The sequence below is a fragment of the Streptomyces sp. NPDC019224 genome, from assembly GCF_040632605.1.
Lineage (GTDB): Bacteria > Actinomycetota > Actinomycetes > Streptomycetales > Streptomycetaceae > Streptomyces.
This window is the reverse complement of sequence record NZ_JBEYCF010000026.1, coordinates 75,804-100,771: the sequence shown is the minus strand read 5'-3', so window position 1 is coordinate 100,771 and position 24,968 is coordinate 75,804. Positions and strand designations below refer to the sequence as shown.

Sequence of the window (24,968 nt, the reverse complement as noted above, 5' to 3'; positions counted from 1 at the left end):
ACCGTCGTCCTGGACAAGACCGGCACCGTCACCACCGGCCGCATGACCCTCCAGGCCGTCCACACCACCCCCACCACCACCGAGACCGACGCCCTCCGCCTCGCCGGAGCCCTCGAAAACGCCTCCGAACACCCCATCGCCCAGGCCGTCGCGACCGGAGCCACCGACCGCACCAGCACCCCCCTCCCCACCCCCGAGGACTTCGCCAACCTCCCCGGCCTCGGCGTCCAGGGCCTCGTCGACGGCCACGCCGTCCTCGTCGGCCGCGAACAGCTGCTCACCGAGGCCGGGATCACCCTCCCCGAGGCCCTGGCCGCCGCCGTCACGGACGCCGCCGCTCAAGGGCGCACGGCCGTCGCGGTGGCCTGGGACGGCGAGGCGCGCGCCGTCCTCAAGGTGGCCGACACGGTCAAGGACAGCAGCGCCGAAGCCGTCGCGGCGCTCCGGGACCTCGGCCTCACCCCGATCCTGCTGACCGGCGACAACCGTGCCGTGGCGGACGCCGTGGCCCGCGAGGTCGGGATCGACGAGGTCCGCGCCGAGGTGCTGCCCGAGGAGAAGGCGCACGTCATCCGGGAGCTGCAGGCCCGGGGGCGGGTCGTCGCCATGGTCGGCGACGGGGTCAACGACGCCGCCGCCCTCGCCCAGGCCGACCTGGGCCTGGCGATGGGAACCGGCACGGACGCCGCGATCGAGGCGAGCGACCTGACGCTGGTTCGTGGAGATCTCAAGGTGACGGCAGACGCCATCCGCCTCTCCCGCCGCACCCTCACCACCATCAGGGGCAACCTCTTCTGGGCATTCGGCTACAACGTGGCCGCTCTACCCCTTGCGGCGTTTGGGCTGCTCAACCCTATGATTGCCGGAGCGGCGATGGCGTTCTCATCGGTCTTCGTCGTGACGAACAGCCTGCGCCTGCGGTCCTTCACGTAATTTCCACAATGAGATCCAGATCACATCGTTTTCAGGGTAACCATTCGATGGGTTCGTAAGTCTTAGAGTGCGATGCCAAGGATGTCTTGGGGGACGTCCGGCGGAGCATCTTGGGGGATGCTCCGGGCAAGCGTGGGCCGGGGCACGTACACCGGGGAGCTTTGAGCGGCCCTCCCGTCGGTACGTACCCCGGCAGACCACAGCAGCAGAAGCAGGACAAGCAGGACCGAGGCACAGCCCAGGAGCTACGGCTCCCACTGAACGCCCGGCCGGATCCCGTGGGGGGAATCCGCTCCGGGACATGGGAAGCGCCTCGCTGTCGGCCCGTGGGGGGATCGACGGCGGGGCGCTTCTCGCTTACACACGGGAGCGCTCCCGCACGCGCCCCGCGCGCCCCTGTACGCGCCCCGCGCACACCCGTACAGCACGCCCGCCCCGCACCGCACCCCCGAGCGCAGCCCCGCGGACGCACAACGCCCCCGGCTCCGCGTCGCTCGGGGCGAGGACGCGGCAGTCGGGGGCGAAGGGTCCGGCGGGTCAGTCAGGGCCGGGGTGATGCGGGAGGGGGCGTTCAGCGGCCCTCGACCGGGACGAAGTCGCGCAGGACCTCGCCGGTGTAGATCTGGCGCGGGCGGCCGATGCGGGAACCCGGCTCCTTGATCATCTCGTGCCACTGGGCGATCCAGCCGGGGAGCCGGCCGAGCGCGAAGAGCACGGTGAACATCTCGGTCGGGAAGCCCATCGCGCGGTAGATGAGACCCGTGTAGAAGTCCACGTTCGGGTAGAGGTTGCGCGAGACGAAGTACTCGTCGGAGAGCGCGTGCTCCTCCAGCTTGAGCGCGATGTCGAGCAGCTCGTCGGACTTGCCGAGGGCGGACAGCACGTCGTGCGCGGCGGCCTTGATGATCTTGGCGCGCGGGTCGAAGGACTTGTACACCCGGTGGCCGAAGCCCATCAGGCGGACGCCGTCCTCCTTGTTCTTCACCTTGCGGATGAAGGAGTCGACGTCGCCGCCGTTGGCCTGGATGCCTTCCAGCATCTCCAGGACGGACTGGTTGGCGCCGCCGTGCAGGGGGCCCCACAGCGCCGAGATGCCGGCGGAGATCGAGGCGAACATGTTCGCCTGCGAGGAGCCGACCAGGCGCACGGTGGAGGTCGAGCAGTTCTGCTCGTGGTCCGCGTGCAGGATGAGCAGCTTGTCGAGCGCCGAGACGACGACCGGGTCCAGCTCGTACTCCTGGGCCGGCACCGAGAAGGTCATGCGCAGGAAGTTCTCGACGTAGCCGAGGTCGTTGCGCGGGTAGACGAACGGGTGACCGATCGACTTCTTGTACGCGTACGCGGCGATGGTCGGGAGCTTGGCGAGCAGCCGGATCGTCGAGAGGTGGCGCTGCTCCTCGTCGAACGGGTTGTGGCTGTCCTGGTAGAACGTGGACAGCGCGCTGACGACCGAGGACAGCATGGCCATCGGGTGGGCGTCGCGCGGGAAGCCGTCGAAGAAGCGCTTGACGTCCTCGTGCAGCAGGGTGTGCTGGGTGATCTCGTTCTTGAAGGTCGACAGCTCGTCGACCTTGGGAAGCTCACCGTTGATCAGCGTGTACGCGACCTCGAGGAACGTCGAGCGCTCGGCGAGCTGCTCGATGGGGTAGCCGCGGTAGCGCAGGATGCCCTGCTCGCCGTCGAGGTAGGTGATGGCCGATTTATAGGCAGCGGTGTTGCCGTATCCGCTGTCCAGCGTCACCAGGCCGGTGTTCGCCCGGAGCTTCCCGATGTCGAAGCCCTTGTCGCCGACGGTGCTGTCGATCACCGGGTAGGTGTACTCGCCATCGCCGTACCGCAGTACCACAGCGTTGTTGGTGTGCTCGCTCACGTCATCCCTCACCGACGTAGTGCCTCTTCTTCGAGGTTCCCTGACTGTCTCCACCCTCCCCCATTTGGCTCAGGAGAGTGCACTCGGGGTCGTCCATTGGATCTATTCGCGGCACTGAGTGCCGCGAACTTAGCCATCCTGCCCCCTTGACTGCGGTTCCGGAAGACCTCCGTGATGTTTCCCACCGTTTTGATCGATCATTTTTACCGACGATCCTCCGTCGGCGTCCCCGCGCAGCCGGTGATCCAGCGCCGTACACCGTCTGCCTGCGGAAACCGTGCGGACCGCCTGGCCGATCGCCTGCCGCGAGCCGACCAGCACGACGAGCTTCTTGGCCCGGGTCACGGCGGTGTAGAGCAGGTTCCGCTGGAGCATCATCCAGGCGCTCTTCGTGACGGGGATGACGACGGCCGGGTACTCGCTGCCCTGCGAACGGTGGATCGTCATGGCGTACGCGTGGGCGAGCTCGTCCAGCTCGTCGAAGTCGTAGCCGATCTCCTCGTCCTCGTCGGTGAGGACCGTCAGCCGCTGTTCGTCCAGGTCGAGGCCGGTGACGACGCCCACCGTGCCGTTGAAGACACCGTTCTCCCCCTTGTCATAGTTGTTACGGATCTGGGTGACCTTGTCCCCCACCCGGAAGACCCGGCCGCCGAACCGCTTCTCGGGCACGCCCGGCCGGCCCGGGGTGATCGCCTGCTGGAGCAGCCCGTTGAGATGACCGGCCCCGGCGGGGCCCCGGTGCATGGGGGCGAGCACCTGGACGTCCCGGCGCGGGTTGAGCCCGAACTTGGCCGGAATGCGACGGGCCGCGACGTCCACCGCGAGCACCCCGGCATCCTCCGTCTCGTCCTCCACGAAGAGGAAGAAGTCACTGAGCCCCTGAGTGAGGGGCGGTACGCCGGAATTGATGCGGTGCGCGTTGGTGACGACGCCCGACTGCTGGGCCTGGCGGAAAATCGTGGTCAGCCGCACCGCCGGCACCGGGCCGCCCTCGGCGAGGAGGTCCCGCAGCACCTCCCCCGCCCCCACCGAGGGCAGCTGGTCCACATCGCCGACGAGCAGCAGGTGGGCACCCGGTGCCACCGCCTTGACCAGCTTGTTGGCGAGCAGCAGATCGAGCATCGACGCCTCGTCCACGACCACCAGATCGGCGTCCAGCGGACGGTCCTTGTCGTACGCCGCGTCGCCGCCCGGTTTCAGCTCCAGCAGCCGGTGCACGGTGGACGCCTCGGCGCCGGTCAGCTCCGAGAGCCGCTTGGCGGCCCGCCCGGTCGGCGCGGCCAGCACCACCTTGGCCTTCTTGGCCCGGGCCAGCTCCACGATGGACCGGACCGTGAACGACTTGCCGCAGCCCGGGCCGCCGGTGAGCACGGCGACCTTCCGGGTGAGCGCGAGCCGCACGGCGGCCTCCTGCTCGGGCGCGAGTTTCGCCCCGGTCCGGCCCGCGAGCCACTTCAGCGCCTTCTCCCAGTCCACGTCCGCGAAGGCGGGCATCCGCTCCTCGGGCGTCCGCAGCAGCCGCCGCACCTGGGCGGCGAGCGAGATCTCGGCCCGGTGGAACGGCACCAGATACACCGCCGTGACCGGCTCCCCGCCCTCGGGCGAGGGCACCTTCTCCCGTACGACGCCCTCCGGCTCCTCGGCCAGCTCCGCCAGGCACTCGATGACGAGTCCGGTGTCCACCTGGAGCAGCTTCACCCCGTCCGCGATCAGCCGCTCCTCGGGCAGGAAGCAGTGCCCCTGGTCGGTGGACTGCGACAGCGCGTACTGCAGACCGGCCTTGACCCGCTCCGGGCTGTCGTGCGGGATGCCGACGGCCTGGGCGATCCTGTCGGCGGTCAGGAAGCCGATTCCCCAGACGTCGGCGGCCAGCCGGTAGGGCTGGTTCTTCACGACGGAGATGGAGGCGTCCTCGTACTTCTTGTAGATCCGCACCGCGATGGACGTCGAGACGCCGACGCCCTGGAGGAAGACCATGACCTCCTTGATCGCCTTCTGCTCCTCCCACGCGGCGGCGATCATCTTCGTCCGCTTCGGCCCGAGCCCGGGGACCTCGACGAGCCGCTTCGGCTCCTGCTCGATGATGTCGAGCGTGTCCACGCCGAAATGGGTGGTGATCCGGTCGGCCATCACGGGCCCGATGCCCTTGATCAGCCCGGAGCCGAGGTAGCGGCGGATGCCCTGGATGGTGGCGGGGAGGATCGTCGTGTAGTTCTCGACGGTGAACTGCTTGCCGTACTGCGCGTGGGAGCTCCAGCGCCCCTCCATCCGCAACGACTCCCCGGGCTGCGCCCCGAGCAGCGCCCCGACGACGGTGAGCAGATCGTTGGCCCCCCGCCCGGTGTCGACGCGCGCGACGGTGTAGCCGTTCTCCTCGTTGGCGTACGTGATCCGCTCGAGGACGCCTTCGAGGACGGCCAGGTTGGGGGTGTGGGACGCGGTGGTGGCCATGGGGCGACGGTATCGGGCGGGTGCGACAGCGATGCGCGGGTGCCGGACAGCGCTACGGTGAGGGGATGGCGACCGAGCGGATTTCCATCAGCATGCCGGCCGAGCTCCGTGCCCGGATCAGGCAGTACGCGGCGGACGCCGGGCTCGACGTCTCCACCTTCATGGTGATCGCCGCGCAGGCTTACATGGATAAGCAGGACCGAGCCAAGAGGGCCTTCGAGCGCGTGAACGAGGCGCGACCGGAGACCGAAGCCTCACGGCAGGAGACCGACTACCTGCTGCGTTCGCCCGCCAACGCCCGACGTCTCCGCGAGTCCGTCGCAGAGGCCGAAGCAGGCGAGCGCGGCGAGTGAGGCACACCGTGGACGCGCTGCCCCGTCTTCAGCGCGCCGTCGCGGCCGCGCTCTGGCACTACACGACCGCCCCGATCGCCAAGCCGTACTACGTGCGCGGGTGCATCCCCGACCCGGACGAGCCACGCGTGACCGTCGCGCTGTGGACCGGTCCCGCAGCGCGCGAGAAGCAGAACCTCTTCCTGTCCATCCCGCTGGTCTCCGGCGACACGCCCCTCTCGGCGGCGCAGATCACCTCGGGGCTGCTGCGGCTGGGCCGGGGAACCCACATCTTCGGCTTCTCCGGCCACTGGTTCGACGGCAAGCCTGTCCTGAACGGCAGCTCGTTGATCGAGGGTGTAGCGCGGACTTCCTGGCCGGAGGACAGCGGCGCACCGAAGGGCCCGCGCGGCTTCTACTTCGAGCGGCCCGGACAGCTGAAGGAGTACTGAGCGCCGCCGCTACAGCTGGTCCGGGTGCTGCCGCGGCGCCGCCATCCGCGCCCCCCGGCTCTCCGCGACGCGGCGGACGTCCCGCAGGGACTCGGTCAGGCGGCTCGCCAGGAAGTGCAGCTCCGGCCACGTGGCCTTCCGGTCGGCGAGGAGGTCGGCCGCGTGGCCCAGCAGGTCGTCGGCCATGCCGAGTTGCACGCTCTCGATGCCGTCGGCCAGCCGGGACACGTAGCCGTTGCCGTCCCCGAAGACGTAACAGGGCTTGCCGCCCTGCCCCTCCCAGGGCAGCAGCCTGATCGTCTGCGCCTCGTTTTCCTTCACATCTGCCTGCTTCCTTCAGAGGGTCTGCGCTCTGTAGCGAACTCATCACAGAGTGGGGCCGCTCGTCGTTACGCTGCCAGGGGGTCGGGGATGACAGCGGAACGGTCAAGACCGGGAGTTGGGCACCATGAGCACGAATCGATCGCCGCGGGCGCCGCGTTCGCCGCGACAGAAGTACGGCGATGAGTTGCGGCTGCGACGCGTCGCGGCGGGACTGACGCAGGAGGCACTGAGCGAGATGGTGGTTTGCTCGCCCACCCTGATCAGCCACTGGGAGGCGGGCCGGCGACTGCCGGGCCCGGAGGACGCGGCGAGGATCGACCGGGCGCTGGACACGGGCGGGTTCTTCGTACGGTGGCTTGAGGACCTGGACTCCAAGTTCGCCCAGTTCTTCGCGCCAGTGGCCGAGCTGGAGCGGCAGGCCGCCGAGGTGCGCCTGTATGGGTTGTCGCTCATCCCTGGGCTCCTCCAGACCGGTCCGTACGCCCGGGCCGTCTTCGAGGCGTTCAACACCAACTATCAGCCGGACGAGCTTGACACGTTCGTCGTCAACCGCCTGGATCGCGGGCGGATGCTCGCGGAGTCGGCGCGTCCGGTCGTCTGGGCGCTGCTCGACGAAGCGTCTCTCCGACGGCGCGTCGGTGGCCCTCAGGTCATGGCGGAGCAGTTGCGCAAGCTCGCGGACATGGCGGCCTCCGGGCGCCTGCGCCTTCATGTGCTGCCCTTTTCCGTGGGCGCCCACGCGCTCATGGAGAGCGCGCTGTACATGATGGACTTCGCGGACGGCCCTCCCCTTGCCTACGTAGAGGGGCTTCACACAGGAAATCTGATGGATGATCCGGCGTTGGTGGCCGCCTGCCAGGCGTCCTACACTCTCGCCCTGAGTGAGGCGGCGCCCCAACGGGCTTCGATCGACCTCATCCGGGCCATCGCAGAGGAGCACGAAAATGCACAGCACCACCCGCCCCTACGCTGACTCCCGAGCCCTGACCGGATGGTTCAAGTCCAGCTACAGCGGCGGCTCCAACGGGGACTGCCTCGAAGCCGCCCGCGGCCACGCCTCCGTCCCCGTCCGCGACAGCAAGGCCATCACCGGGCCCGCCATCGTGTTCTCCGCCGGCGGCTGGGCCACCTTCGTCACTGCGATCAAGGGTGGGCACCTCTCCGCCTGATCCCCGTCCACGCCCGGCGGCCCCGCACGGCCGGCCGCCGGGCCGGTCTCAGGCGCGGGACAGGAACGCCGCGCGCAGATCGCTGTCGCGCAGCAGTCCCAGGGTCTCCTCCTCGCCCAGGAACAACAGCTCCGCGGTGCGGTGGCCGGCTTGGTGGAACATCGCCGCCAGTACGTCCGCGAGCGGCCGGTTCCAGGCCACCCGGACGATCTCGGCCGCCTTGCCGTGCTGGCCCCGGTCGGTGGCGATGCGCCACAGTTCGACCGACTGCTTGGCGGTGCCGTAAGCCGTTCTGCGGCCGTCCACGAGGACACCGCGTGAGTTGAGCCCGAACACGTCGATGCACGCCTCGCCTTGCGGCGTCAGCGCCTTGTACGTGCACAGCGGAAGGACCAGCCGAAGGTGGGCAAGAGGGTCCTCAAGCGTGGGATCGAGCAGCAGCGGGCTGCCGTCCTCCGCGCGCGGGAATCTGCTCCGCTTCTGGTTGCTGTTGCAGTACGCGCAGGCCAGCAAGTGGTTGAGCCACTCGAAGGTACGCACCGGGGCGAGGCTCTTCGGCTCGAAGTGGTCGATGTCCGTGCCCTGGCTGTCGCCGCAGTACATACAGCGCTGGTGGCCGGGAGCCATGTCCGCGAGGGTAGCGAGGAGACCGGCGCGGACGCGCCGCCGTACGGTCGAGTGCGACCACAAGCGTGCCGCGGTGTCCTTCCGGTCCGCCTCGGGGGTCTGCTCCACTTCCCGTGTGTACACCTTCAGCTGCGCCGCCGTGTCCAGGGGCAGGGCGGCGCGTTCCAGCCGGATCACTCCGCCTCGTCCTTGATCTCCTCGGCGAGGCGGTGGAGGTGGGCGGACATCTCGTGCACGCGTGCTGCCGGGGAGCTGGCGAGCAAATCCTTCAGCTCCTTGTACCGCTCGGCCGTCTCCGGCGACACATCCCCCTCGTACACTCTCGACTCCAGCGCCAAGAACTCTGCTCGGACCTGTTCAGCGTGCTCCGAGTACGGGGTGTCGAGCCCGAAGAGGTCGGACAGGACCGCGTCGTCGCCACTGCCGTAGACGACCCGCTCGTACAGGTCATCCGGTACGACCTCGGGCGCGGCGTCCTCCGCCGACCCCGGAAGACGGATCAGCCCACCGGGGTCGGCGGCCTGGCAGATGTACGGGCTGTGCGTCGTGACGATGAACTGAATGTTGGGGAAGTGCGAGGTCAGCCAGGGACCGATGCGGCGCTGCCAGGAGACGTGGAGGTGGGCGTCGATCTCATCGATGATGACGACTCCGGGAACGTGCAGGAGGCTTGCCCGGCCTTCGTCCGCGTGGAAAGCCTCGTCACCGAAGGAATCATGGATCTGCTTCAACAGGTCCACGACCAGCGCGGCCACCGTGCGGAATCCGTCGCTCATCTCCCGCAGCGGGAACCGGTGACCCTCACGTGTGACCCACAATCCCTCGGAGTCGACGTCTTCCACCCGGTATCCGTCGGGCAGCAGCCCGTCGCCCAGGACAGAAAGGGCAGCCCTCTTGAGGCCCGCGGCACCCTCTCGGCCTTCGAGTGCACGCAGGTGCTGTTCGATCAGCCATGCGACGCCTTCGGCCAGGGAGGCGTCCTCGTGAAACAGGCTCGCCTGTCGCGCCACCGGGCCCGACGCCAGCATCAGTCGCTGCACCTCACCCGAACCCCCGGCCATCCGCCGGAACGGCCCGTAGGCGGCACAGAACCAGCCCACAGGGTTGTCGGCCCAGGGACCGCGCTGGGCGGGAGTGGCGCTCGTGGCGTTGGGGTTCGTCCTGATCTCTTCCAGCGCCGGCTGGGCACCCTTGCGGCCGCCCCCGCCGTCGGCCGGGGCCGTCCATCGCAGGCCGGCCCAGAAGTTGGTCGTGGTGCGCCCCGACGCGGTGAACTTGTCGAAGGCCGAGTCCCTGACGATCTTGGCGTGCGCCACACCAACGGCCTCGCCGCGCGACATCCAGTTCTCGAACCCCTGGACCAGCCCTCGCGTCGCCACCGGCCCGCTCAGCGCCAGGGCCAGCGCACGGAGCAACGTCGTCTTTCCCGAACCGTTGCGGCCGGCAAGCACGGTCCATCCGGCGTGCGAACCGTCCGGGCGGGTCAGCCGGAGATCCACCGTGCGAGGACCGTGGAACGACTTGATGTTGTCAACGATCACGCGGGAGACGTACATGGTTGTCGGGTCCGTCCGATATGGGAGGTGAGTGATGCCTGATGGCCCTCCACGATCCTCCCACCGAACGCCGTCGTGGGGCCGCGCCGCTCACAGCCCGGACGGCGGTGCACCAGTACCGGCCGAAGCCGGAAGTGTCCGCCCCGGGACCCGGACCGCACAGCCGGGCCCCGGGGAGGACCGCGTTCAGCAGGCGTGCTCCGCGTAGCGGGACGCCACCTCCGCGAGGACCTCCGCGCCGTCGCGGGCCCACAGGTCCTCGTTGAAGATCTCCACCTCGATCGGGCCGTCGAAGCCGGTGGCCTCCACCGCCTCGCGGAAGAACCGGAAGTCCACGCTGCCGTCGCCGAGTTGGCCGCGGCCGAGCAGGACGCCCGCCGGGAGCGGGGTGATCCAGTCCGCGAGCTGGAAGGAGTGGATGCGGCCGCCCGCGCCGGCCCGCGCGATCTGGGCGGGGGCCTGGTCGTCCCACCAGAGGTGGTACGTGTCCACGACCACGCCGACCTGCTCGGCGGGGAAACGTTCCGCGATGTCCAGGGCCTGGGAGAGCGTCGAGACCACGCAGCGGTCCGAGGCGAACATCGGGTGCAGCGGCTCGATGGCCAGGCGCACCCCGCGTTCGGCCGCGTACGGGGCCAGCTCGGCCAGGGCGTCCGCGATGCGTTCGCGGGCGCCGTACAGGTCCTTGCTGCCCTCCGGGAGGCCGCCCGAGACGAGGACCAGGGTGTCCGTGGACAGGCCCGCCGCCTCGTCGAGCGCGGCGCGGTTGTCGTCCAGGGCGCGGGCCCGCTCCGCCGGGTCCAGGGCGGTGAAGAAGCCGCCCCGGCACAGGCTGGTGACGGACAGACCGTGGTCGGACAGCAACCGGGCCGTCGCCTCGACCCCGTACGACTGGACCGGGGCCCGCCACAGGCCCACCTTGTCGACCCCCGCCTTCGCGCAGCCCTCGGCCAGCTCCGGCAGCGACCACTGTTTGATGGTCTCCTGGTTGATGGAGAGACGGCCGTCGCTCATCGGGTGCCTCCGTTGACCGTCAGGAGCGCGCGCATCCGGGACTCCGCCAGTTCCGGGTCCGGGAACAGGCCGAGGCGGTCGGCCAGTTCGTACGCCTTCGCCAGGTGCGGCAGCGAGCGGGCCGACTGGAGGCCGCCCACCATCGTGAAGTGGTCCTGGTGGCCGGCCAGCCAGGCCAGGAACACCACGCCCGTCTTGTAGAAGCGCGTCGGGGCCTGGAAGAGGTGCCGGGACAACTCGACCGTCGGGTCGAGGAGTTCGCGGAAGCCCTTGGTGTCGCCCGTGTCCAGGACCCGTACCGCGTGCGCGGCCAGCGGGCCCAGCGGGTCGAAGATGCCGAGCAGCGCGTGGCTGAAGCCCCGGTCGTCGCCCGCGATCAGCTCCGGGTAGTTGAAGTCGTCCCCGGTGTAGCAGCGCACCCCGCTCGGCAGCCGGCGGCGCACGTCGATCTCGCGGTCCGCGTCGAGCAGCGACATCTTGATGCCGTCGACCTTGTCCGGGTGCTCCGCGATGACCTGGAGGAACGTGTCGGTGGCCAGGTCCAGGTCGGTGGAGCCCCAGTAGCCTTCGAGCGCCGGGTCGAACATCGGGCCCAGCCAGTGCAGGACGACCGGTTCGGTGGCCTGGCGCAGCAGGTGGGCGTAGGTCTCCAGGTAGTCCTGGGGGCCCTGCGCGGCTGCGGCGAGCGCGCGGGAGGCCATCAGGATGGCCTGGGCGCCGCTCTCCTCGACGACGGCGAGCTGTTCCTCGTACGCGGAACGCACCTCGGCGAGCGTGGCCGGGCCGGGGGGCAGTTGGTCGGTGCCGACGCCGCAGGCGATGCGGCCGCCGACCGCCTTGGCCTCGGCGGCCGAGCGGCGGATCAGCTCCTCGGCGCCCGCCCAGTCCAGGCCCATGCCGCGCTGCGCGGTGTCCATGGCCTCGGCGACGCCCAGGCCGTGCGACCAGAGGTGGCGCCGGAAGGCGAGCGTGGCGTCCCAGTCGACGGCGGCCGGTGAGTCCGGGGTGACGTCGGCGTACGGGTCGGCCACCACGTGCGCGGCGGAGAAGACCGTACGGGAGGCGAGGGGCGTCCCCGTCGGTGCCAGGTCGAGCGGGGTGGCCCTGGGTTCGTAGGGGCCCTGCGGGAGATGGATGGTCACGGCGATGGCTCCAGGGGTCCGTGCGGGAGGCGGCTGGTCAAAGCGACAGCTCCGGGACGTCCAGGCGGCGGCCCTCGGCGTGGGACTTCAGGCCGAGTTCCGCGAGCTGCACGCCACGGGCGCCCGCCATCAGGTCCCAGGTGTAGGGCTCGTCGAGCACGATGTGGCGCAGGAACAGCTCCCACTGGGCCTTGAAGCCGTTGTCGAACACCGCGTTGTCGGGGACTTCCTGCCACTGGTCGCGGAAGGACTCGGTGACCGGGAGGTCCGGGTTCCAGACCGGCTTCGGGGTGGCCGAGCGGTGCTGGACGCGGCAGTTGCGCAGGCCGGCGACGGCGGAGCCGTGGGTGCCGTCCACCTGGAACTCGACCAGCTCGTCGCGGTTGACCCGGACCGTCCAGGAGGAGTTGATCTGGGCGACGGCGCCGCCCTCCAGCTGGAAGATGCCGTAGGCGGCGTCGTCGGCGGTCGCCGCGTACGGCTCGCCGCGCTCGTCCCGGCGCTCCGGGATGTGGGTCTGGACGTGTGCCTGGACCGTGGTGACCCGGCCGAACAGCTCGTGGAGCACGTACTCCCAGTGCGGGAACATGTCGACGACGATGCCGCCGCCGTCCTCGGCACGGTAGTTCCAGGAGGGGCGCTGCGCCTCCTGCCAGTCGCCCTCGAAGACCCAGTAGCCGAACTCGCCGCGCACGGAGAGGATCTCGCCGAAGAAGCCGCCGTCGATCAGGCGCTTCAGCTTCAGCAGGCCCGGCAGGAAGATCTTGTCCTGGACGACGCCGTGCTTGATGCCCGCCTCCTGGGCCAGGCGGGCCAGGTCGAGGGCGCCCTCGACGTCCGTGGCGGTGGGCTTCTCGGTGTAGATGTGCTTGCCGGCGGCGACGGCCTTCTTGATCGCCTCCACCCGGGCCTGGGTGACCTGGGCGTCGAAGTAGATGTCGATGGTGTCGTCGGCGAGGACGGCGTCGAGGTCGGTCGACCACTCGGTCAGGCCGTGCTGCTCGGCGAGCGCCTCCAGCGCGTGGGCGCGGCGGCCGACGAGGACCGGCTCGGGCCACAGCACGTCGCCGTTGCCGAGGTCGAGGCCGCCCTGCTCGCGGATCGCGAGGATCGAGCGCACCAGGTGCTGCCGGTATCCCATGCGCCCGGTGACGCCGTTCATGGCGATGCGCACTGTCCTGCGTGTCACGAAAGTTCCCTCCGTACGGCCGTAGCAAGCGCTTTCTATGCGAGATGACGCTAGCCTGCCGACAGCGGACCGGACAAGGGGGGCCCGCTGATTGGTCCGGCCCCCTCACCACTCCACGGAGGAAATGCGATGACAGTCACCCTGGCGGACGTGGCGGCCCGCGCCCGGGTGTCCCCGGCCACCGTCTCCCGTGTGCTGAACGGCAATTACCCGGTGGCGGCGTCCACCCGGGAGCGGGTGCTGCGCGCGGTGGACGAGCTGGACTACGTGCTGAACGGGCAGGCCAGCGCCCTGGCCGCCGCCACCTCCGACCTGGTCGGCGTCCTCGTCAACGACATCGCGGACCCGTTCTTCGGGATCATGGCGGGCGCGGCGCAGACCGAGATCGGCGGGCCCGGCGACGGGTCCGGGCGGGCGGGCGGCGAGAAGCTGGCGGTCGTCTGCAACACCGGCGGCTCCCCCGCCCGCGAGCTGACCTACCTCACCCTGCTCCAGCGCCAGCGCGCCGCGGCCGTCGTCCTCACCGGGGGCGCCGTGGAGGACCCGGAACACCAGACGGCGATGTCCGCGAAGCTGGCGAAGCTCGCGGAGGCGGGCACCCGGGTCGTGCTGTGCGGGCGGCCGCCGCTGCCGGACGGGGCGTCCGTGGTGGCCGCGCTGACCTTCGACAACCAGGGCGGCGCCCGGCGGCTCACCGGTCACCTGCTCTCCCTGGGCCACCGCCGGATCGGGTACGTCGCGGGCCCGCTGGAACGCACCACGACCCGCCACCGCCTGGCCGGTCACCGCGAGGCGATGCGCGGGGCGGGGGCGGCCGGCGAGGAGGACCGGCTGACCGTGCACGGCTCCTACGACCGGGGCTCCGGCTACGACGCCACGGTCGAACTCCTGCGCCGCGAACCGGCGATCACGGCGGTCGTCGCCGCGAACGACACCGTGGCGCTCGGCGCGGCGGCGGCGATCCGCGACCGGGGGCTGCGCATCCCCGAGGACATCTCGGTGGCCGGCTTCGACGACCTGCCGTTCTCGGTGGACGTGGTCCCGGCCCTGACGACCGTACGGCTGCCACTCTTCGAGGCGGGGGCGCGGGCGGGGCGGCTGGCCATGGGCAAGGAGGACCCGCCGCCCGGCGGCATCGCGCTGATCCCGGCCGAGCTGATGGTGCGCGGATCGACGGCGGCGCCCCGGGGGTGAATCCGGTGGCGGACGGCGGGTACGCGACAGGGCGCCCCGCCTCTCGTAGGGTGCGGCGGCACGGAACGACGGAAGGAACACGCTCGTGAAGCTCGCTTTCTCCACCCTCGGGGTGCCGGGGCTGCCCATCGCCGACGTCGTGCGGCTCGCCGCCGGGAACGGCTACCAGGGGGTCGAGCTGCGCGCCCACCCCGAGGAGCCCGTGCACCCGGGGCTCGACGCGTCCGAACGGGCCTCCGTGCGCGCGGAGTTCGAGCGCGGCGGGGTCGAGATCCTGACCGTGGCGGGGTACGCGAAGGTCGCCGCCGAGGGGGACGACCAGCCGGTCCTGGACGAGCTGGCCGCGCTGACCGAGCTGGCCCGGGACCTGGGCGCGTCGTACGTCCGGGTGTTCCCCGGGGGCGGCGACCAGGACCCGGAGGCGGCCGACGCGGCCGCCGCGCGCCGGCTGGGCGCGGCCGCCCCGTACGCCGCCGACCTGGGCGTACGCCTCCTGCTGGAGACCCATGACTCGCACCGGGCGGGGGCCGACGTGGCCCGGGTGGCCGGCACGGTGGGGCACAAGAGCATCGGCGCCCTGTGGGACGTCATGCACACCTGGCTGGCCGGCGAGGAGCCGGTGGCCAGTCACGCGGTGCTGGCCCCGCACCTGGGCTACGTACAGGTGAAGGACATCGCGTCGGCCGAGGACACCACACCGTTGGCGCTGGGCGCGGGGGTGCTGCCGCTGCGGGCGTGCCTGGACACGCTGGATCCGGACGGCTGGGTCTGCTGGGAGTACGAGAAGCGCTGGTACCCGGAGGCGGCGGAGCTGCCGGGGCTGCTGGGGGCGGGGCGCGAGCACCTGCTGCGGCTGGGCGCGCCCAAGCAGTAGCCCCGGGGCTCGGGCGAGGGCGGCCCGCGATCACGGCGGTGGTGGCGGTGCTCCGGGCGCACGGGGCGGGGGCGGGGCTGCGGCAGGCGGCAGGCGGCAGGCGGCAGGCGGCAGACGGGGACGCGCTCAAAACGGTCCGCACCCTTGACCGGAAGTTATTTTCTGGATATCCGTGCTCCTTGGCAGTTTCTTTCACCACCCCCTCGTCACGCGTACGGCCGAAGGAGCTCACGTGCACCACCGCACCTCCAGACGGACCCTCCTCACCGCCACCGCCGCAACCGCCGTCGCGGCGGCCGCGGGCATGGCGGCCGCCCCCGGGGCCCTCGCCTCCCAGGGCTCCGCGCGCAGCAGTCACACCTCCGCCGCCACGACCCGGCGGCTGAAGCAGCTCATCTCCCGGATGAGCCTGGAGGAGAAGGTCGGCCAGCTCTTCGTCATGCGGGTCTACGGGCACTCCGCCACCGACCCCGACCAGGCCGACATCGACGCCAACCTCGCCGAGATCGGGGTGCGGACGGCCGCCGAGATGATCGCCAAGTACCACGTCGGCGGCATCATCTACTTCGCCTGGGCGCACAACACCCGCGACCCGCACCAGATCGCGGAGCTCTCCAACGGCATCCAGCGCGCGGGCCTCGCGGGACCGACCCCCCTGCCGCTGCTGGTCTCCACGGACCAGGAGCACGGCATCGTCTGCCGGGTCGGCGAGCCGGCCACCCTGATGCCGGGCGCGATGGCGCTGGGCGCGGGCGGTTCGCGCTCCGACGCCCGCAGGGCCGGGCAGATCGCGGGCACCGAGCTGGCGGCGATCGGCATCAACCAGAACTACGCGCCGGACGCGGACGTCAACGTGAACCCGGCCAACCCGGTGATCGGCGTGCGGTCGTTCGGCTCGGACCCGCAGTCCGTGGCGGGGATGGTCGCGGCGCAGGTGAAGGGGTACCAGAGCGCCGGGATCGCCTCCACGGCCAAGCACTTCCCGGGCCACGGCGATACGAGCACCGACAGCCACACCGGCCTGCCGGTCATCGGGCACACCCGCGAGCAGTGGGCGGAACTGGACGCGCCCCCGTTCCGGGCGGCCATCGCGGCGGGCATCGACTCGATCATGACCGCGCACATCGTGGTGCCCGCGCTCGACCCGTCCGAGGACCCGGCGACCCTCTCCAAGCCGATCCTCACCGGCATCCTGCGCGAGGAGCTGGGCTACGACGGGGTCGTGGTCACCGACTCGCTGGGCATGCAGGGCGTGCGCACGAAGTACGGGGACGAGCGGGTGCCGGTCCTCGCGGTCCAGGCGGGCGTCGACCAGCTGCTCAACCCGCCGAGCCTGGACGTCTCGTGGAACGCGCTGCTGGCGGCGGTCAGGAGCGGCGAGATCAGCGAGGCCCGGCTCGACGAATCGATCCTGCGCATCCTGCGGCTGAAGACGAAGCTGGGGCTCTTCGACCAGCCGTTCGTCACCGGGCACGGGGTGGACCGTACGGTGGGCACCAAGGCGCACCTGGACGCCGCCGACCGGATCGCCGAGCGCACCACCACCCTGCTGGCCGACGAGGGCCGGCTGCTGCCGCTGTCGCGCCGCTCGCACAGGAACCTGCTGGTGGTGGGCGCCGACCCGGCGTCGCCCTCGGGCACCACGGGCCCGCCGACGAAGACGCTGGCCGAGGCGTTCAACGAGCTGGGGTACACGGCGACCGCCCTGCCGACGGGGACCGCGCCCACCAAGGCGGCCATCGACGCGGCGGTGGCGGCGGCGCAGGGCAAGGACGCGGTGGTCGTGGGGACGTACAACGTCTCGGCGACCAGTTCGCAGCGGACGCTGGTCAGAGCGCTGGCCGCGACGGGCGTCCCGGTGATCACGATCGCCATCCGCAACCCGTACGACATCGCCCAGTTGGCGGGCACCGGGCACGCGGCGCATCTGGCCGCGTACTCCTGGACCGATGTCGAACTGCGCGCGGCGGCCCGGGTGATCGCGGGCCGGGCCCGGCCGGAGGGGAAGCTGCCGGTGCCGGTGCAGCGCGCCGACGACCCCTCGAAGGTGCTGTTCCCGGTGGGGTACGGGCTGACGTACTGAGAACGAACCCGCCCCCGGCCGCCGTTTCGGTACGGCGGCCGGGGGCGGGCGCACGTCACGGGCGCCGGACGCCGATGCGGTGGTCGGTCGTCAGGTCCTTCGTGTCGAGCCGGGCGTCGAACTTCGCGAGCGGCTTCGCCTTCGACGCGTCCTGCTGGACGGCGGCCGGGGCGACGCCCGCCCAGCGCAGGATGGCGGCCGTGGCCGTGGCGTTCTCCGAGGGGGCGAGCCCCGCGACGTTCGAGCCGTGGTTCCCGCCGGGCACGGTGAAGACGTAGCTGTCACGGGCACCCGACCCGAGCCGGAAGCGCTCCGCGCCCCACGGGTCGTTCTCGCCGTAGACGTACAGCATGTGCGTGGCGTGGTGCTTGACCCAGGTGTCGACGTCCCGCATCACCTGGGGCTGGAACCTCATCGGGATGGAGCGCGGGACGAAGGTGCGCGGCGGCTGGTAGCCGTAGCGGCTGAGCTCGCCGAGCCAGGGCTGCTCGATGTCCGGTGAGCCGAGCTGGGTGCCCGCCTGGTAGTAGTACGGCGTGTACCTGGCCAGGCCCTGGTCGGTGTAGGCGGAGAAACCGGAGATCGAGTCGACGGAGTCCCAGATCGCCTGGTCGGTGGCGTGCTCGGCGTCGGCCGGGATCGTGTCGCAGTCGGCGAGCAGGCTGTACTGCCAGAACGCCCAGACGTAGTCCATGACGACGGCCTCGTAGGCCTTGTCGAGGGTGCCGACCGTGTCGAAGGTGTAGCCGTTGTCGGCGGCGTACCGGGCGTACTTCTCCTCCAGCGGCGCGCGGCGGACCAGCGCCTCGCGCTGGACGCCGTTCAGCTTGTCGCGGCACTCCTCGGTGCCGACCCGCGCGAAGAACCGGTCGTACGCCGAATCCTCCTTGTTCACCACGTCGTTGGGGGCGACGTACGCGACGACGCCGTCCATGTCCGCCGGGTAGAAGCGCTCGTAGTACGTGGCGGTCATACCGCCCTTGGAACCGCCGGTGGTCAGCCAGTTCTCGGAGTAGATCCGTTTGAGCGCGGTGAAGACCCGGTGCTGGTCGCTGGCCGCCTGCCAGATGTTCAGCTCGGACCAGTCGGCCGGCGAGGGGCGCGACGGGGTGAAGAAACGGTACTCCAGCGACACCTGGTTGCCGTCGACGATCCGGGTGGGCTCGGAGCGGCTCGGGCTGGTGGAGACGTTGTAGCCGCCGGTGTAGAAGACCGTGGGGCGGGAGGTGTCCTTGTGCAGCAGGGTGATGCGCTGCTGGAACGTTCCCTCGGACGGATGGCGGTGGTCGACGGGCTGGGTGTAGTTGAGGACGAAGTAGCGGTAGCCCGCGTAGGGCTTCTCCTCGACGAGACTCATTCCCGGGATGGCCAGGATGCGGTCCTTGATGTCCGTGCTCGTCCCGCTGTCGCTCGCGGCGGTGCGGAGCGAGGCCGGTTCGGCGGCGGTGGCCGCCCCGGCCGAGGCACCCGTCGCGCTCACCGTGCCGATGAGCACCGCGAGCGACAGGATTCCTCTGAGCGCCTTGCGCATGCGCGTCCTCCCCTTGGGAGGCGTCTCGCCGGTCCCGAACGGGTAAGCGAGACACCCCTGGATTCACAGCTGACGCGGTGAACCTAGCGGGGCAACACCCGTACCACCAGCCCCTCTTACCGGGGTTCCGGGCATCTCACCCGGTCAGCACAGGATCCAGCTCGTGCGCCCGCCCCTGCCCGCGACCGTGCCGGAGACGCGCACGCACCGGTTCAGCGCGTGGACGGTCACCGGGCCGGCCCGTTCGGTGTAGCGGCCGCTGTCCGTGACCGGGTGGCCGCCGCGCGGCTGGATGGTCACGGCCATGGGGCGGCGCTTGCCGGCCTTGGCGGCGACGGCGGTGGCGCACGCGTAGGCACGCGACTTGTACACGCGCAGCTCGCCCGTCGCGAACTTCACCGTCTTCTTCGGGCGCCCGGCGCACACCGAGGCGGCGTCCGCGCTGCCCGCGCCCGCCCCGCCGAGTACCAGTGCGAAGGCGGTGGCCAGGGCGAGGACCACGACATGGCGGCGGAGCCCGCGCCGCTCGCCCCAGGCATGTCCTTCGGTCCCTCTGGTCACAGCAGCCCCATCGCTTCATCGAACATCCGCGCCCCTACCCGACACCTGGGCGCATACGCCTGTACCTGCGTACGACGCGGGAGGCCATCCGGAGGTTGCGTCCGGCGGGCCCGGCGCCCCCGGAGGCCACAGCGTCCCACCATGGAGCCGGACTGGACAGACCGTCATGAAAGGAAGAAACCACCATGACCCGCACCCACCGCACCCGGCGCACCGCCGCCCGTACGCTGCTCGCCTCCGCGCTCCTGGCCGCGGCCGTCGCCGTGCCCGCCGCCGCCACCGCCGCCCCGCGCGAGGCATCCACCGGGGCGACGGCCGGCGGCGAGACCATGCCCCGGGAATCCCGGCTGGTCGACGACTTCTACAGCGCGTACATCGACGCGGTGGCCGCCGAGGACGGCGCGGGTCTCGCCACCGCGCTGCGGGACTTCTACCTCACGCCCGAGCTGCGCGCCCGCCTCGCCGACCGGGAGGCGGCCGGACACGCGGACGGGGTGCTTCGCGCCCAGGACGTCCCGGCGGACCACCTGGTCACCCCGGGACACAGCGGCGCCGGCCACACCTGGTCGACGGTCCGCCTCACCTGGGGGTCCCCCGAGGACCCCGCGTACACCTACCTGACCGTGCGCTCGGACCTGGCGACCGGCAAGATCTCGGCGATCCGCGAGGGCGCGTAGCCTCACACGCCCGCCGGCTCGTCCTCCCCTATGAACGTGCGCCACAGCACCGCGTAGTGCCCGTCGCGGGCGAGGAGTTCGTCGTGGGTGCCGTCCTCGACGACCCGGCCGTGGTCCATCACCACGACCCGGTCGGCGCGCGCGGCGGTGGTCAGACGGTGGGCCACGACGAGGGTGGTGCGCCGGCCCGCGAGCCGGTCGGTCGCCTGGTTCACCTGGGCCTCGCTGGCGAGGTCGAGCGAGGCGGTGGCCTCGTCGAGCAGCAGGATGTCGGGGTCGACGAGTTCGGCGCGGGCGAGCGCGATCAGCTGGCGCTGCCCGGCCGAGAGGTTGCGGCCCCGCTCGGCGACCTCGTGGAGGTAGCCGCCGTCCAGGGTGGCGATCATGTCGTGCGCGCCGACCGCCCGGGCCGCCGCCTCGACCTCCGCGTCGGTGGCGTCCGGCCGCCCGTAGGCGATGGCGTCGCGCACGGTCCCGGCGAAGAGGTACGCCTCCTGCGGTACGACCCCGAGCCGGCGCCGGTACGCGGTGAGCCCGAGGCCGCGCAGGTCGGTGCCGTCCACCGTGACCCGGCCGTCCGTCGGGTCGTAGTACCGGGCGACCAGCTTGACCAGGGTGGACTTGCCGGCCCCGGTCTCCCCGACGAACGCGACGGTCTGGCCGGCCGGGATGCGCAGGTCGACGCCCCGCAGGGCGGCCTCCTCGTCCCCGTACGCGAACGACACGTCCTCGAAGGCGATCTCGCCGCGCAGCTCGCTCACGTCCCGCGTCTCGCCCCGGTCGGTGGTGGAGGCGGGCTCGCGCAGGAGTTCCTGGATGCGGCCGAGGGAGACGGCGGCCTGCTGGTAGCCGTCGAAGACCTGGGAGAGCTGCTGGACGGGCGCGAAGAACAGGTCGATGTAGAGCAGATAGGCGACCAGCGCGCCCGCGGTGAGCGTGCCGTCGTCGACCCGGCCCGCGCCGACGATCAGCACGGCGGCCGCGGCGACCGACGACAGCAGCTGGACGAACGGGAAGTAGACCGAGATCAGCCACTGCCCGCGCACCCGGGCCTCGCGGTAGTCGTCGCTGCGCGCGGCGAACCGGTCGCCGCCGTCCCGCTCGCGCCGGAACGCCTGGACGATCCGGAGACCCGCGACGGACTCCTGGAGGTCGGCGTTGACGACGCTGATCCGCTCCCGGGCCAGCTCGTACGCCTTGACGCTCTTGCGGCGGAAGAAGACCGTCCCGATGACGAGGAGCGGCAGCGTCGCGAAGACGACGAGGGCCAGTTCCACGTCGAGGACCAGCAGCGCGACCATGATGCCGAAGAAGGTGACGACGGAGACGAAGGCGGTGACCAGGCCGGTCTGGAGGAACGTGGACAGCGCGTCCACGTCCGTCGTCATCCGGGTCATGATGCGGCCGGTCAGCTCGCGCTCGTAGTAGTCGAGGCCGAGGCGCTGGAGCTGGGCGAAGATCTTCAGCCGCAGCGCGTACAGCACCCGCTCACCGGTGCGGCCCGTCATCCGGGTCTCACCGATCTGGGCCGCCCACTGCACGAGGACGACGACCAGGGCGAGGGCGGACGCCACCCAGACCGCGCCCAGCGCCAGCTTGGTGACCCCTTCGTCGATGCCGTGCCGGATCAGCACCGGGAGCAGCAGCCCGGCGCCCGCGTCCACGGCGACCAGACCGAGGCTCACCAGCAGCGGCAGCCCGAAGCCGCGCAGCAGCCTGCGCAGCCCGTAGGAGTCCTCGGCGTGCACGGCACGGGCCTCGTCGACGTCCGGGGTGTCGTTCGCCGGGGGCAGGGCGTCGACCTGGGCGAGCAGTTCGGGTGTGGCGGGCATGCCCGCCGCGTCGGTGCTCCGGTCGTCCTTCTTGCGGACCCACAGCTCGGGGGTGATCCCGCGTTCGGCCTCGGCCTCGGCGTCGATCTCCTCGTGGAGCGCGCGGTCACGGGCGGGGTTCTCGATGGCCTTCGGGACGTCGGCCGGGCGGTGGCCGGGCGAGGGGGTGCCCAGCTCGTCCGGGTCGGTGAGCAGGCGCCGGTAGAGGGCGCAGCGACGCTCCAGTTCCTCGTGGGTGCCGAGGTCGGCGAGGCGGCCGTCGTCCAGGACGGCGATCCGGTCCGCGAGGTTCAGGGTGGAGCGGCGGTGGGCGATGAGCAGCGTCGTGCGGCCGGCCATCACCTGGCGCAGCGCCTCGTGGATCTCGTGCTCGACGCGGGCGTCCACGGCGGAGGTGGCGTCGTCGAGGAGGAGGAGCCGGGGGTCGGTGAGGATGGCGCGGGCGAGCGCGATGCGCTGGCGCTGTCCGCCGGAGAGGGTGAGCCCGTGCTCGCCGACCTTGGTGGCGTAGCCGTGCGGCAGCTCGGCGATGAACCGGTGGGCCTGGGCGGAGCGGGCGGCCTGTTCGATCTGTTCGTCGGTGGCGCCGGGGAGGCCGTAGGCGATGTTGGCGCGGACGGTGTCGGAGAACAGGAAGCTGTCCTCGGGGACGAGCCCGATGGCGGCGCGCAGGGAGTCGAGGGTGAGCTCCCGCACGTCGTGGCCGCCGACGAGGACCGCGCCGTGCGACACGTCGTAGAAGCGGGGCAGCAGCAGCGAGAGGGTGGACTTGCCGCTGCCGGACGCGCCGACGAGGGCGACGGTCTCGCCGGGCTCGATGGTCAGCGAGAAGCCGTCGATGACCGGGCGGCGCGTGTCGGCTCCGCCTCCGAGGTCCTTGTCACTGGCGGAGGCGGAGGGCGGCGGAGCGTAGCCGAAGCGCACGTCGTCGAACTCGACGCTCGCCGGGGCGTCGGCGGGCAGCTCCTTGGTGCCGTCCCGCAGGGAGGGCTCGGTGTCGATGAGTTCCAGGACGCGTTCGACGCCGGCCCGGGCCTGCTGGCCGACGGTGAGGACCATGGCGAGCATCCGGACCGGGCCGACGAGCTGCGCGAGGTACGTGGAGAACGCGACGAACGTGCCGAGGGTGATCTCGCCCCGGGTGGCGAGCCAGCCGCCGAGGGCCAGCATGGCGACCTGGCCGAGGGCGGGCACGGCCTGGAGGGCGGGGGTGTAGCGCGCGTTGAGCCGGATGGTGCGCAGCCGGCCGGCGAACAGCTTGCGGCCGACCTCGCGCAGCTTGCCGGTCTCCTGGTCCTCCTGCCCGAAGCCCTTGACGACGCGGACGCCGGAGACGGCCCCGTCCACGACGCCGGCGACGGCGGCGGCCTGGGACTGGGCGTACCAGGTGGCGGGGAAGAGGCGGGTGCGGGAGCGGCGGGCGATGTACCAGAGGGCGGGGGCGACGGCGACGGCGACGAGGGTCAGCGGCGGCGACAGCCACGCCATGATCACCAGGGAGATCAGGAAGAGCAGGACGTTCCCGATGGTCATCGGGAGCATGAACAGCAGGCCCTGGATCAGCTGGAGGTCGCTGGTGGCGCGTCCGACGACCTGCCCGGTGGACAGCTCGTCCTGACGCTTGCCGTCGAGCCGGGCGATTGTCGCGTACATGCCGGTCCGCAGATCGTGCTGGACGTCGAGGGCGAGCCGGCCGCCGTAGTAGCGGCGGATGTACGTGAAGACGTAGACGAGGACGGCCGCCACGATCAGCAGCCCGGTCCAGACGGCCAGGGAACGGGTGTGGCCGACGACCACGTCGTCGATGATCACCTTGGTGACCAGCGGGACGAGCGCCATCACGGCCATGCCGCCGAGCGAGGAGCCGAGCGCCAGCAGGACGTTGCGCCGGTAGCGCCAGGCGTAGCCGCTCAGTCTCCGCGCCCAGCCGCCCCGCTGCCCGCGCCCCGTCTCCTGTGCGTCCGCCACCCGGTGCCTCCCGTTCGCCCTGTTCCGACGGAAGGCACCAACGCGGTGGGCTGCGGATTTCATCCCGCGTTTACAAATACGGGACCCCGGACCTGGGTCCGGCTAGCGCGGCTTGGCGGTGAGCATCCGGCCGGCGGGGGCTTCCGGGACCGGCGGGACGGCTTCCTGCGGGGCGGCGGGGACGGTGAAGACCCTGGGATGCATGATGCGCGGGTTGAGGTCCTTGTGGACGGCGCGGGCGACGGCCTGGATGGCGTTGACGCCGTCGTTCATCGTCGCGTTGTCCTGGGTGAGGACGGTCAGCGCGTAGTCGTGGCCGTTGCCCGTGAAGGCGCCGATGCTGTGCACCCGCCAGCCGTGGGTGGCGCGCTGCAGCCAGCCGTTCTTGACCTGGACGGTGGTCCCGGTGAGGGCACCGGCCGGGGTGCCCCAGCGCTGCGAGGGGACGACCTTCCTCATCAGCCCCAGCTCGTAGGAGCGGGCACTGTCGGTGAGCACGGAGTTCTTCGAGGTGAGCAGGGTCAGCAGCCGCTGCTCGTCCTGGGCGGTGATCCGGGTCAGGCCCCAGTAGCCGCCGGAGCCGGGGACGGTGTGGGTCATCCCGGCCGCCTTGAGGAAGGCGTTGACCTTGGTCACGCCGAGCTGCTTCCACAGGCTGGTGGTCGCGTCGTTGTCGGACTTGGTGATCATCTTGGTGCTGAGGTCGGTCTCGCGCTGGGTGAGGTGGCGGTTGTGCTTGGCGTTGTCCCACAGGAGCGTGGCCAGCACGGTCGCCTTCACGACGCTCGCCGAGTCGTACGCGGTCGTGGCGCGCAGCGTGCAGGTGGTCCTGGTGGTCCGGTCGTAGAGCGCGACGGCGGCGGTGGACCTGCGGCCCTTGAGCGCGGCGGTGATGTCCTTGGTCAGCTGCGCGGCGAGCCCGGCCCGGCCGGAGGTGCAGCTCACCTGCGCGGTCGCGGCGGACGCGGGCGCGGCGGCGAGGGCGACGGGCGCGAGGACGCCGGTGGCGACGGCGGCGCAGAGCGCGGCGCGGGCGCGCCCGGTGGTACGGGACGTGGTCATGGTGGGTTCCCCCCTGAGTGGTTTCCTGCGGGCGGCCCCCCGGCACGCCCGCAGGAGATGACTCGCGGGCGGGCGGAAGGTTGTACGCACCAGGGATGTGAGGTTCGCCGCCGCTCGGGGACGGGTA

At 71.4% G+C, this 24,968-nt stretch carries 21 protein-coding genes; 9 read left to right on the top strand and 12 right to left on the bottom strand.

Features of this window, described 5'->3' with window-relative positions; translation table 11 throughout:
• Nucleotides 1-933, top strand: a 933-nt coding sequence (locus ABZ564_RS18685; protein ID WP_360857197.1) for an HAD-IC family P-type ATPase, incomplete at its 5' end; no start/stop codon positions are given.
• A gap of 571 nt (nucleotides 934-1,504) precedes the next feature.
• Here the strand turns inward: ABZ564_RS18685 and ABZ564_RS18680 are convergent.
• Nucleotides 1,505-2,803 carry a citrate synthase gene (locus tag ABZ564_RS18680; RefSeq protein WP_018518088.1) on the bottom strand — a complete coding sequence of 433 codons (1,299 nt, stop codon included), beginning with the start codon at nucleotides 2,801-2,803 and terminating at the stop codon, nucleotides 1,505-1,507.
• Between the two features lie 129 nt (nucleotides 2,804-2,932).
• Nucleotides 2,933-5,254, bottom strand: a complete 2,322-nt coding sequence (locus ABZ564_RS18675) for an ATP-dependent RecD-like DNA helicase (protein WP_360857194.1) — start codon at nucleotides 5,252-5,254, stop codon at nucleotides 2,933-2,935.
• Between the two features lie 65 nt (nucleotides 5,255-5,319).
• On the opposite strand from ABZ564_RS18675, the gene ABZ564_RS18670 reads away from it, so the two are divergent.
• Entirely contained in the window at nucleotides 5,320-5,607 is a 288-nt protein-coding gene (locus ABZ564_RS18670; RefSeq protein ID WP_360857191.1) for a hypothetical protein, read from the top strand.
• Nucleotides 5,604-6,038 carry a hypothetical protein gene (locus tag ABZ564_RS18665; protein WP_360857188.1) on the top strand — a complete coding sequence of 145 codons (435 nt, stop codon included), beginning with the start codon at nucleotides 5,604-5,606 and terminating at the stop codon, nucleotides 6,036-6,038. Before ABZ564_RS18670 ends, ABZ564_RS18665 begins: the two co-directional genes overlap by 4 nt.
• 9 nt (nucleotides 6,039-6,047) lie before the next feature.
• Here the strand turns inward: ABZ564_RS18665 and ABZ564_RS18660 are convergent, their stop codons facing one another.
• Nucleotides 6,048-6,359 carry a hypothetical protein gene (locus ABZ564_RS18660; protein WP_360857185.1) on the bottom strand — a complete coding sequence of 104 codons (312 nt, stop codon included), beginning with the start codon at nucleotides 6,357-6,359 and terminating at the stop codon, nucleotides 6,048-6,050.
• Nucleotides 6,360-6,486: 127 nt separating this feature from the next.
• On the opposite strand from ABZ564_RS18660, the gene ABZ564_RS18655 reads away from it, so the two are divergent.
• On the top strand, nucleotides 6,487-7,335 hold the full coding sequence (locus ABZ564_RS18655) for a helix-turn-helix transcriptional regulator (RefSeq protein ID WP_360857182.1): 849 nt from the start codon (nucleotides 6,487-6,489) through the stop codon (nucleotides 7,333-7,335).
• On the top strand, nucleotides 7,307-7,531 hold the full coding sequence (locus tag ABZ564_RS18650; RefSeq protein WP_360857179.1) for a DUF397 domain-containing protein: 225 nt from the start codon (nucleotides 7,307-7,309) through the stop codon (nucleotides 7,529-7,531). Before ABZ564_RS18655 ends, ABZ564_RS18650 begins: the two co-directional genes overlap by 29 nt.
• A 48-nt stretch (nucleotides 7,532-7,579) precedes the next feature.
• On the opposite strand, the gene ABZ564_RS18645 is transcribed toward ABZ564_RS18650, so the two are convergent.
• From ABZ564_RS18645 to ABZ564_RS18625, 5 genes are all read right to left on the bottom strand, one after another.
• On the bottom strand, nucleotides 7,580-8,335 hold the full coding sequence (locus ABZ564_RS18645) for an HNH endonuclease (protein ID WP_360857176.1): 756 nt from the start codon (nucleotides 8,333-8,335) through the stop codon (nucleotides 7,580-7,582).
• Nucleotides 8,332-9,714, bottom strand: a complete 1,383-nt coding sequence (locus ABZ564_RS18640; RefSeq protein ID WP_360857173.1) for an AAA family ATPase — start codon at nucleotides 9,712-9,714, stop codon at nucleotides 8,332-8,334. Before ABZ564_RS18640 ends, ABZ564_RS18645 begins: the two co-directional genes overlap by 4 nt.
• A gap of 186 nt (nucleotides 9,715-9,900) precedes the next feature.
• The gene (locus ABZ564_RS18635; protein ID WP_360857170.1) at nucleotides 9,901-10,728 is read right to left on the bottom strand and encodes a sugar phosphate isomerase/epimerase family protein; all 828 of its coding nucleotides are present in this window, start codon (nucleotides 10,726-10,728) and stop codon (nucleotides 9,901-9,903) included.
• A complete protein-coding gene (locus tag ABZ564_RS18630) occupies nucleotides 10,725-11,870 on the bottom strand; it encodes a dihydrodipicolinate synthase family protein (protein WP_360857167.1) in 1,146 nt (381 codons plus the stop codon). The genes ABZ564_RS18635 and ABZ564_RS18630 overlap by 4 nt, the downstream gene beginning before the upstream one ends.
• A gap of 37 nt (nucleotides 11,871-11,907) precedes the next feature.
• Complete coding sequence (locus tag ABZ564_RS18625) at nucleotides 11,908-13,059, bottom strand: Gfo/Idh/MocA family oxidoreductase (protein WP_360857164.1); 1,152 nt, start codon at nucleotides 13,057-13,059, stop codon at nucleotides 11,908-11,910.
• A 129-nt stretch (nucleotides 13,060-13,188) separates the two neighbouring features.
• Here ABZ564_RS18625 and ABZ564_RS18620 point away from each other — a divergent pair, with 129 nt between their 5' ends.
• The 3 genes from ABZ564_RS18620 to ABZ564_RS18610 all read left to right on the top strand — a co-directional run bounded on the left by ABZ564_RS18620 (nucleotide 13,189) and on the right by ABZ564_RS18610 (nucleotide 17,210).
• The gene (locus ABZ564_RS18620) at nucleotides 13,189-14,253 is read left to right on the top strand and encodes a LacI family DNA-binding transcriptional regulator (protein ID WP_360857161.1); all 1,065 of its coding nucleotides are present in this window, start codon (nucleotides 13,189-13,191) and stop codon (nucleotides 14,251-14,253) included.
• An 85-nt stretch (nucleotides 14,254-14,338) separates the two neighbouring features.
• The gene (locus ABZ564_RS18615; RefSeq protein WP_360857158.1) at nucleotides 14,339-15,127 is read left to right on the top strand and encodes a sugar phosphate isomerase/epimerase family protein; all 789 of its coding nucleotides are present in this window, start codon (nucleotides 14,339-14,341) and stop codon (nucleotides 15,125-15,127) included.
• A gap of 232 nt (nucleotides 15,128-15,359) precedes the next feature.
• On the top strand, nucleotides 15,360-17,210 hold the full coding sequence (locus tag ABZ564_RS18610; RefSeq protein ID WP_360857155.1) for a glycoside hydrolase family 3 protein: 1,851 nt from the start codon (nucleotides 15,360-15,362) through the stop codon (nucleotides 17,208-17,210).
• 55 nt (nucleotides 17,211-17,265) lie between these two features.
• Here ABZ564_RS18610 and ABZ564_RS18605 read toward each other — a convergent pair whose 3' ends face one another.
• Nucleotides 17,266-18,741: a S28 family serine protease gene (locus ABZ564_RS18605; RefSeq protein ID WP_360857152.1), complete on the bottom strand. Its 1,476-nt coding sequence runs from the start codon at nucleotides 18,739-18,741 to the stop codon at nucleotides 17,266-17,268.
• A 144-nt stretch (nucleotides 18,742-18,885) separates the two neighbouring features.
• A complete protein-coding gene (locus tag ABZ564_RS18600; RefSeq protein WP_360857149.1) occupies nucleotides 18,886-19,302 on the bottom strand; it encodes a hypothetical protein in 417 nt (138 codons plus the stop codon).
• A gap of 185 nt (nucleotides 19,303-19,487) precedes the next feature.
• Between ABZ564_RS18600 and ABZ564_RS18595 the strand changes: the two genes are divergently transcribed.
• Complete coding sequence (locus tag ABZ564_RS18595; protein WP_360857146.1) at nucleotides 19,488-19,979, top strand: hypothetical protein; 492 nt, start codon at nucleotides 19,488-19,490, stop codon at nucleotides 19,977-19,979.
• 2 nt (nucleotides 19,980-19,981) lie between these two features.
• Here the strand turns inward: ABZ564_RS18595 and ABZ564_RS18590 are convergent, their stop codons facing one another.
• On the bottom strand, nucleotides 19,982-23,779 hold the full coding sequence (locus ABZ564_RS18590) for an ABC transporter ATP-binding protein (protein WP_360857143.1): 3,798 nt from the start codon (nucleotides 23,777-23,779) through the stop codon (nucleotides 19,982-19,984).
• Between the two features lie 102 nt (nucleotides 23,780-23,881).
• A complete protein-coding gene (locus ABZ564_RS18585; protein WP_360857141.1) occupies nucleotides 23,882-24,841 on the bottom strand; it encodes a serine hydrolase in 960 nt (319 codons plus the stop codon).
• Nucleotides 24,842-24,968 lie beyond the last annotated feature (127 nt).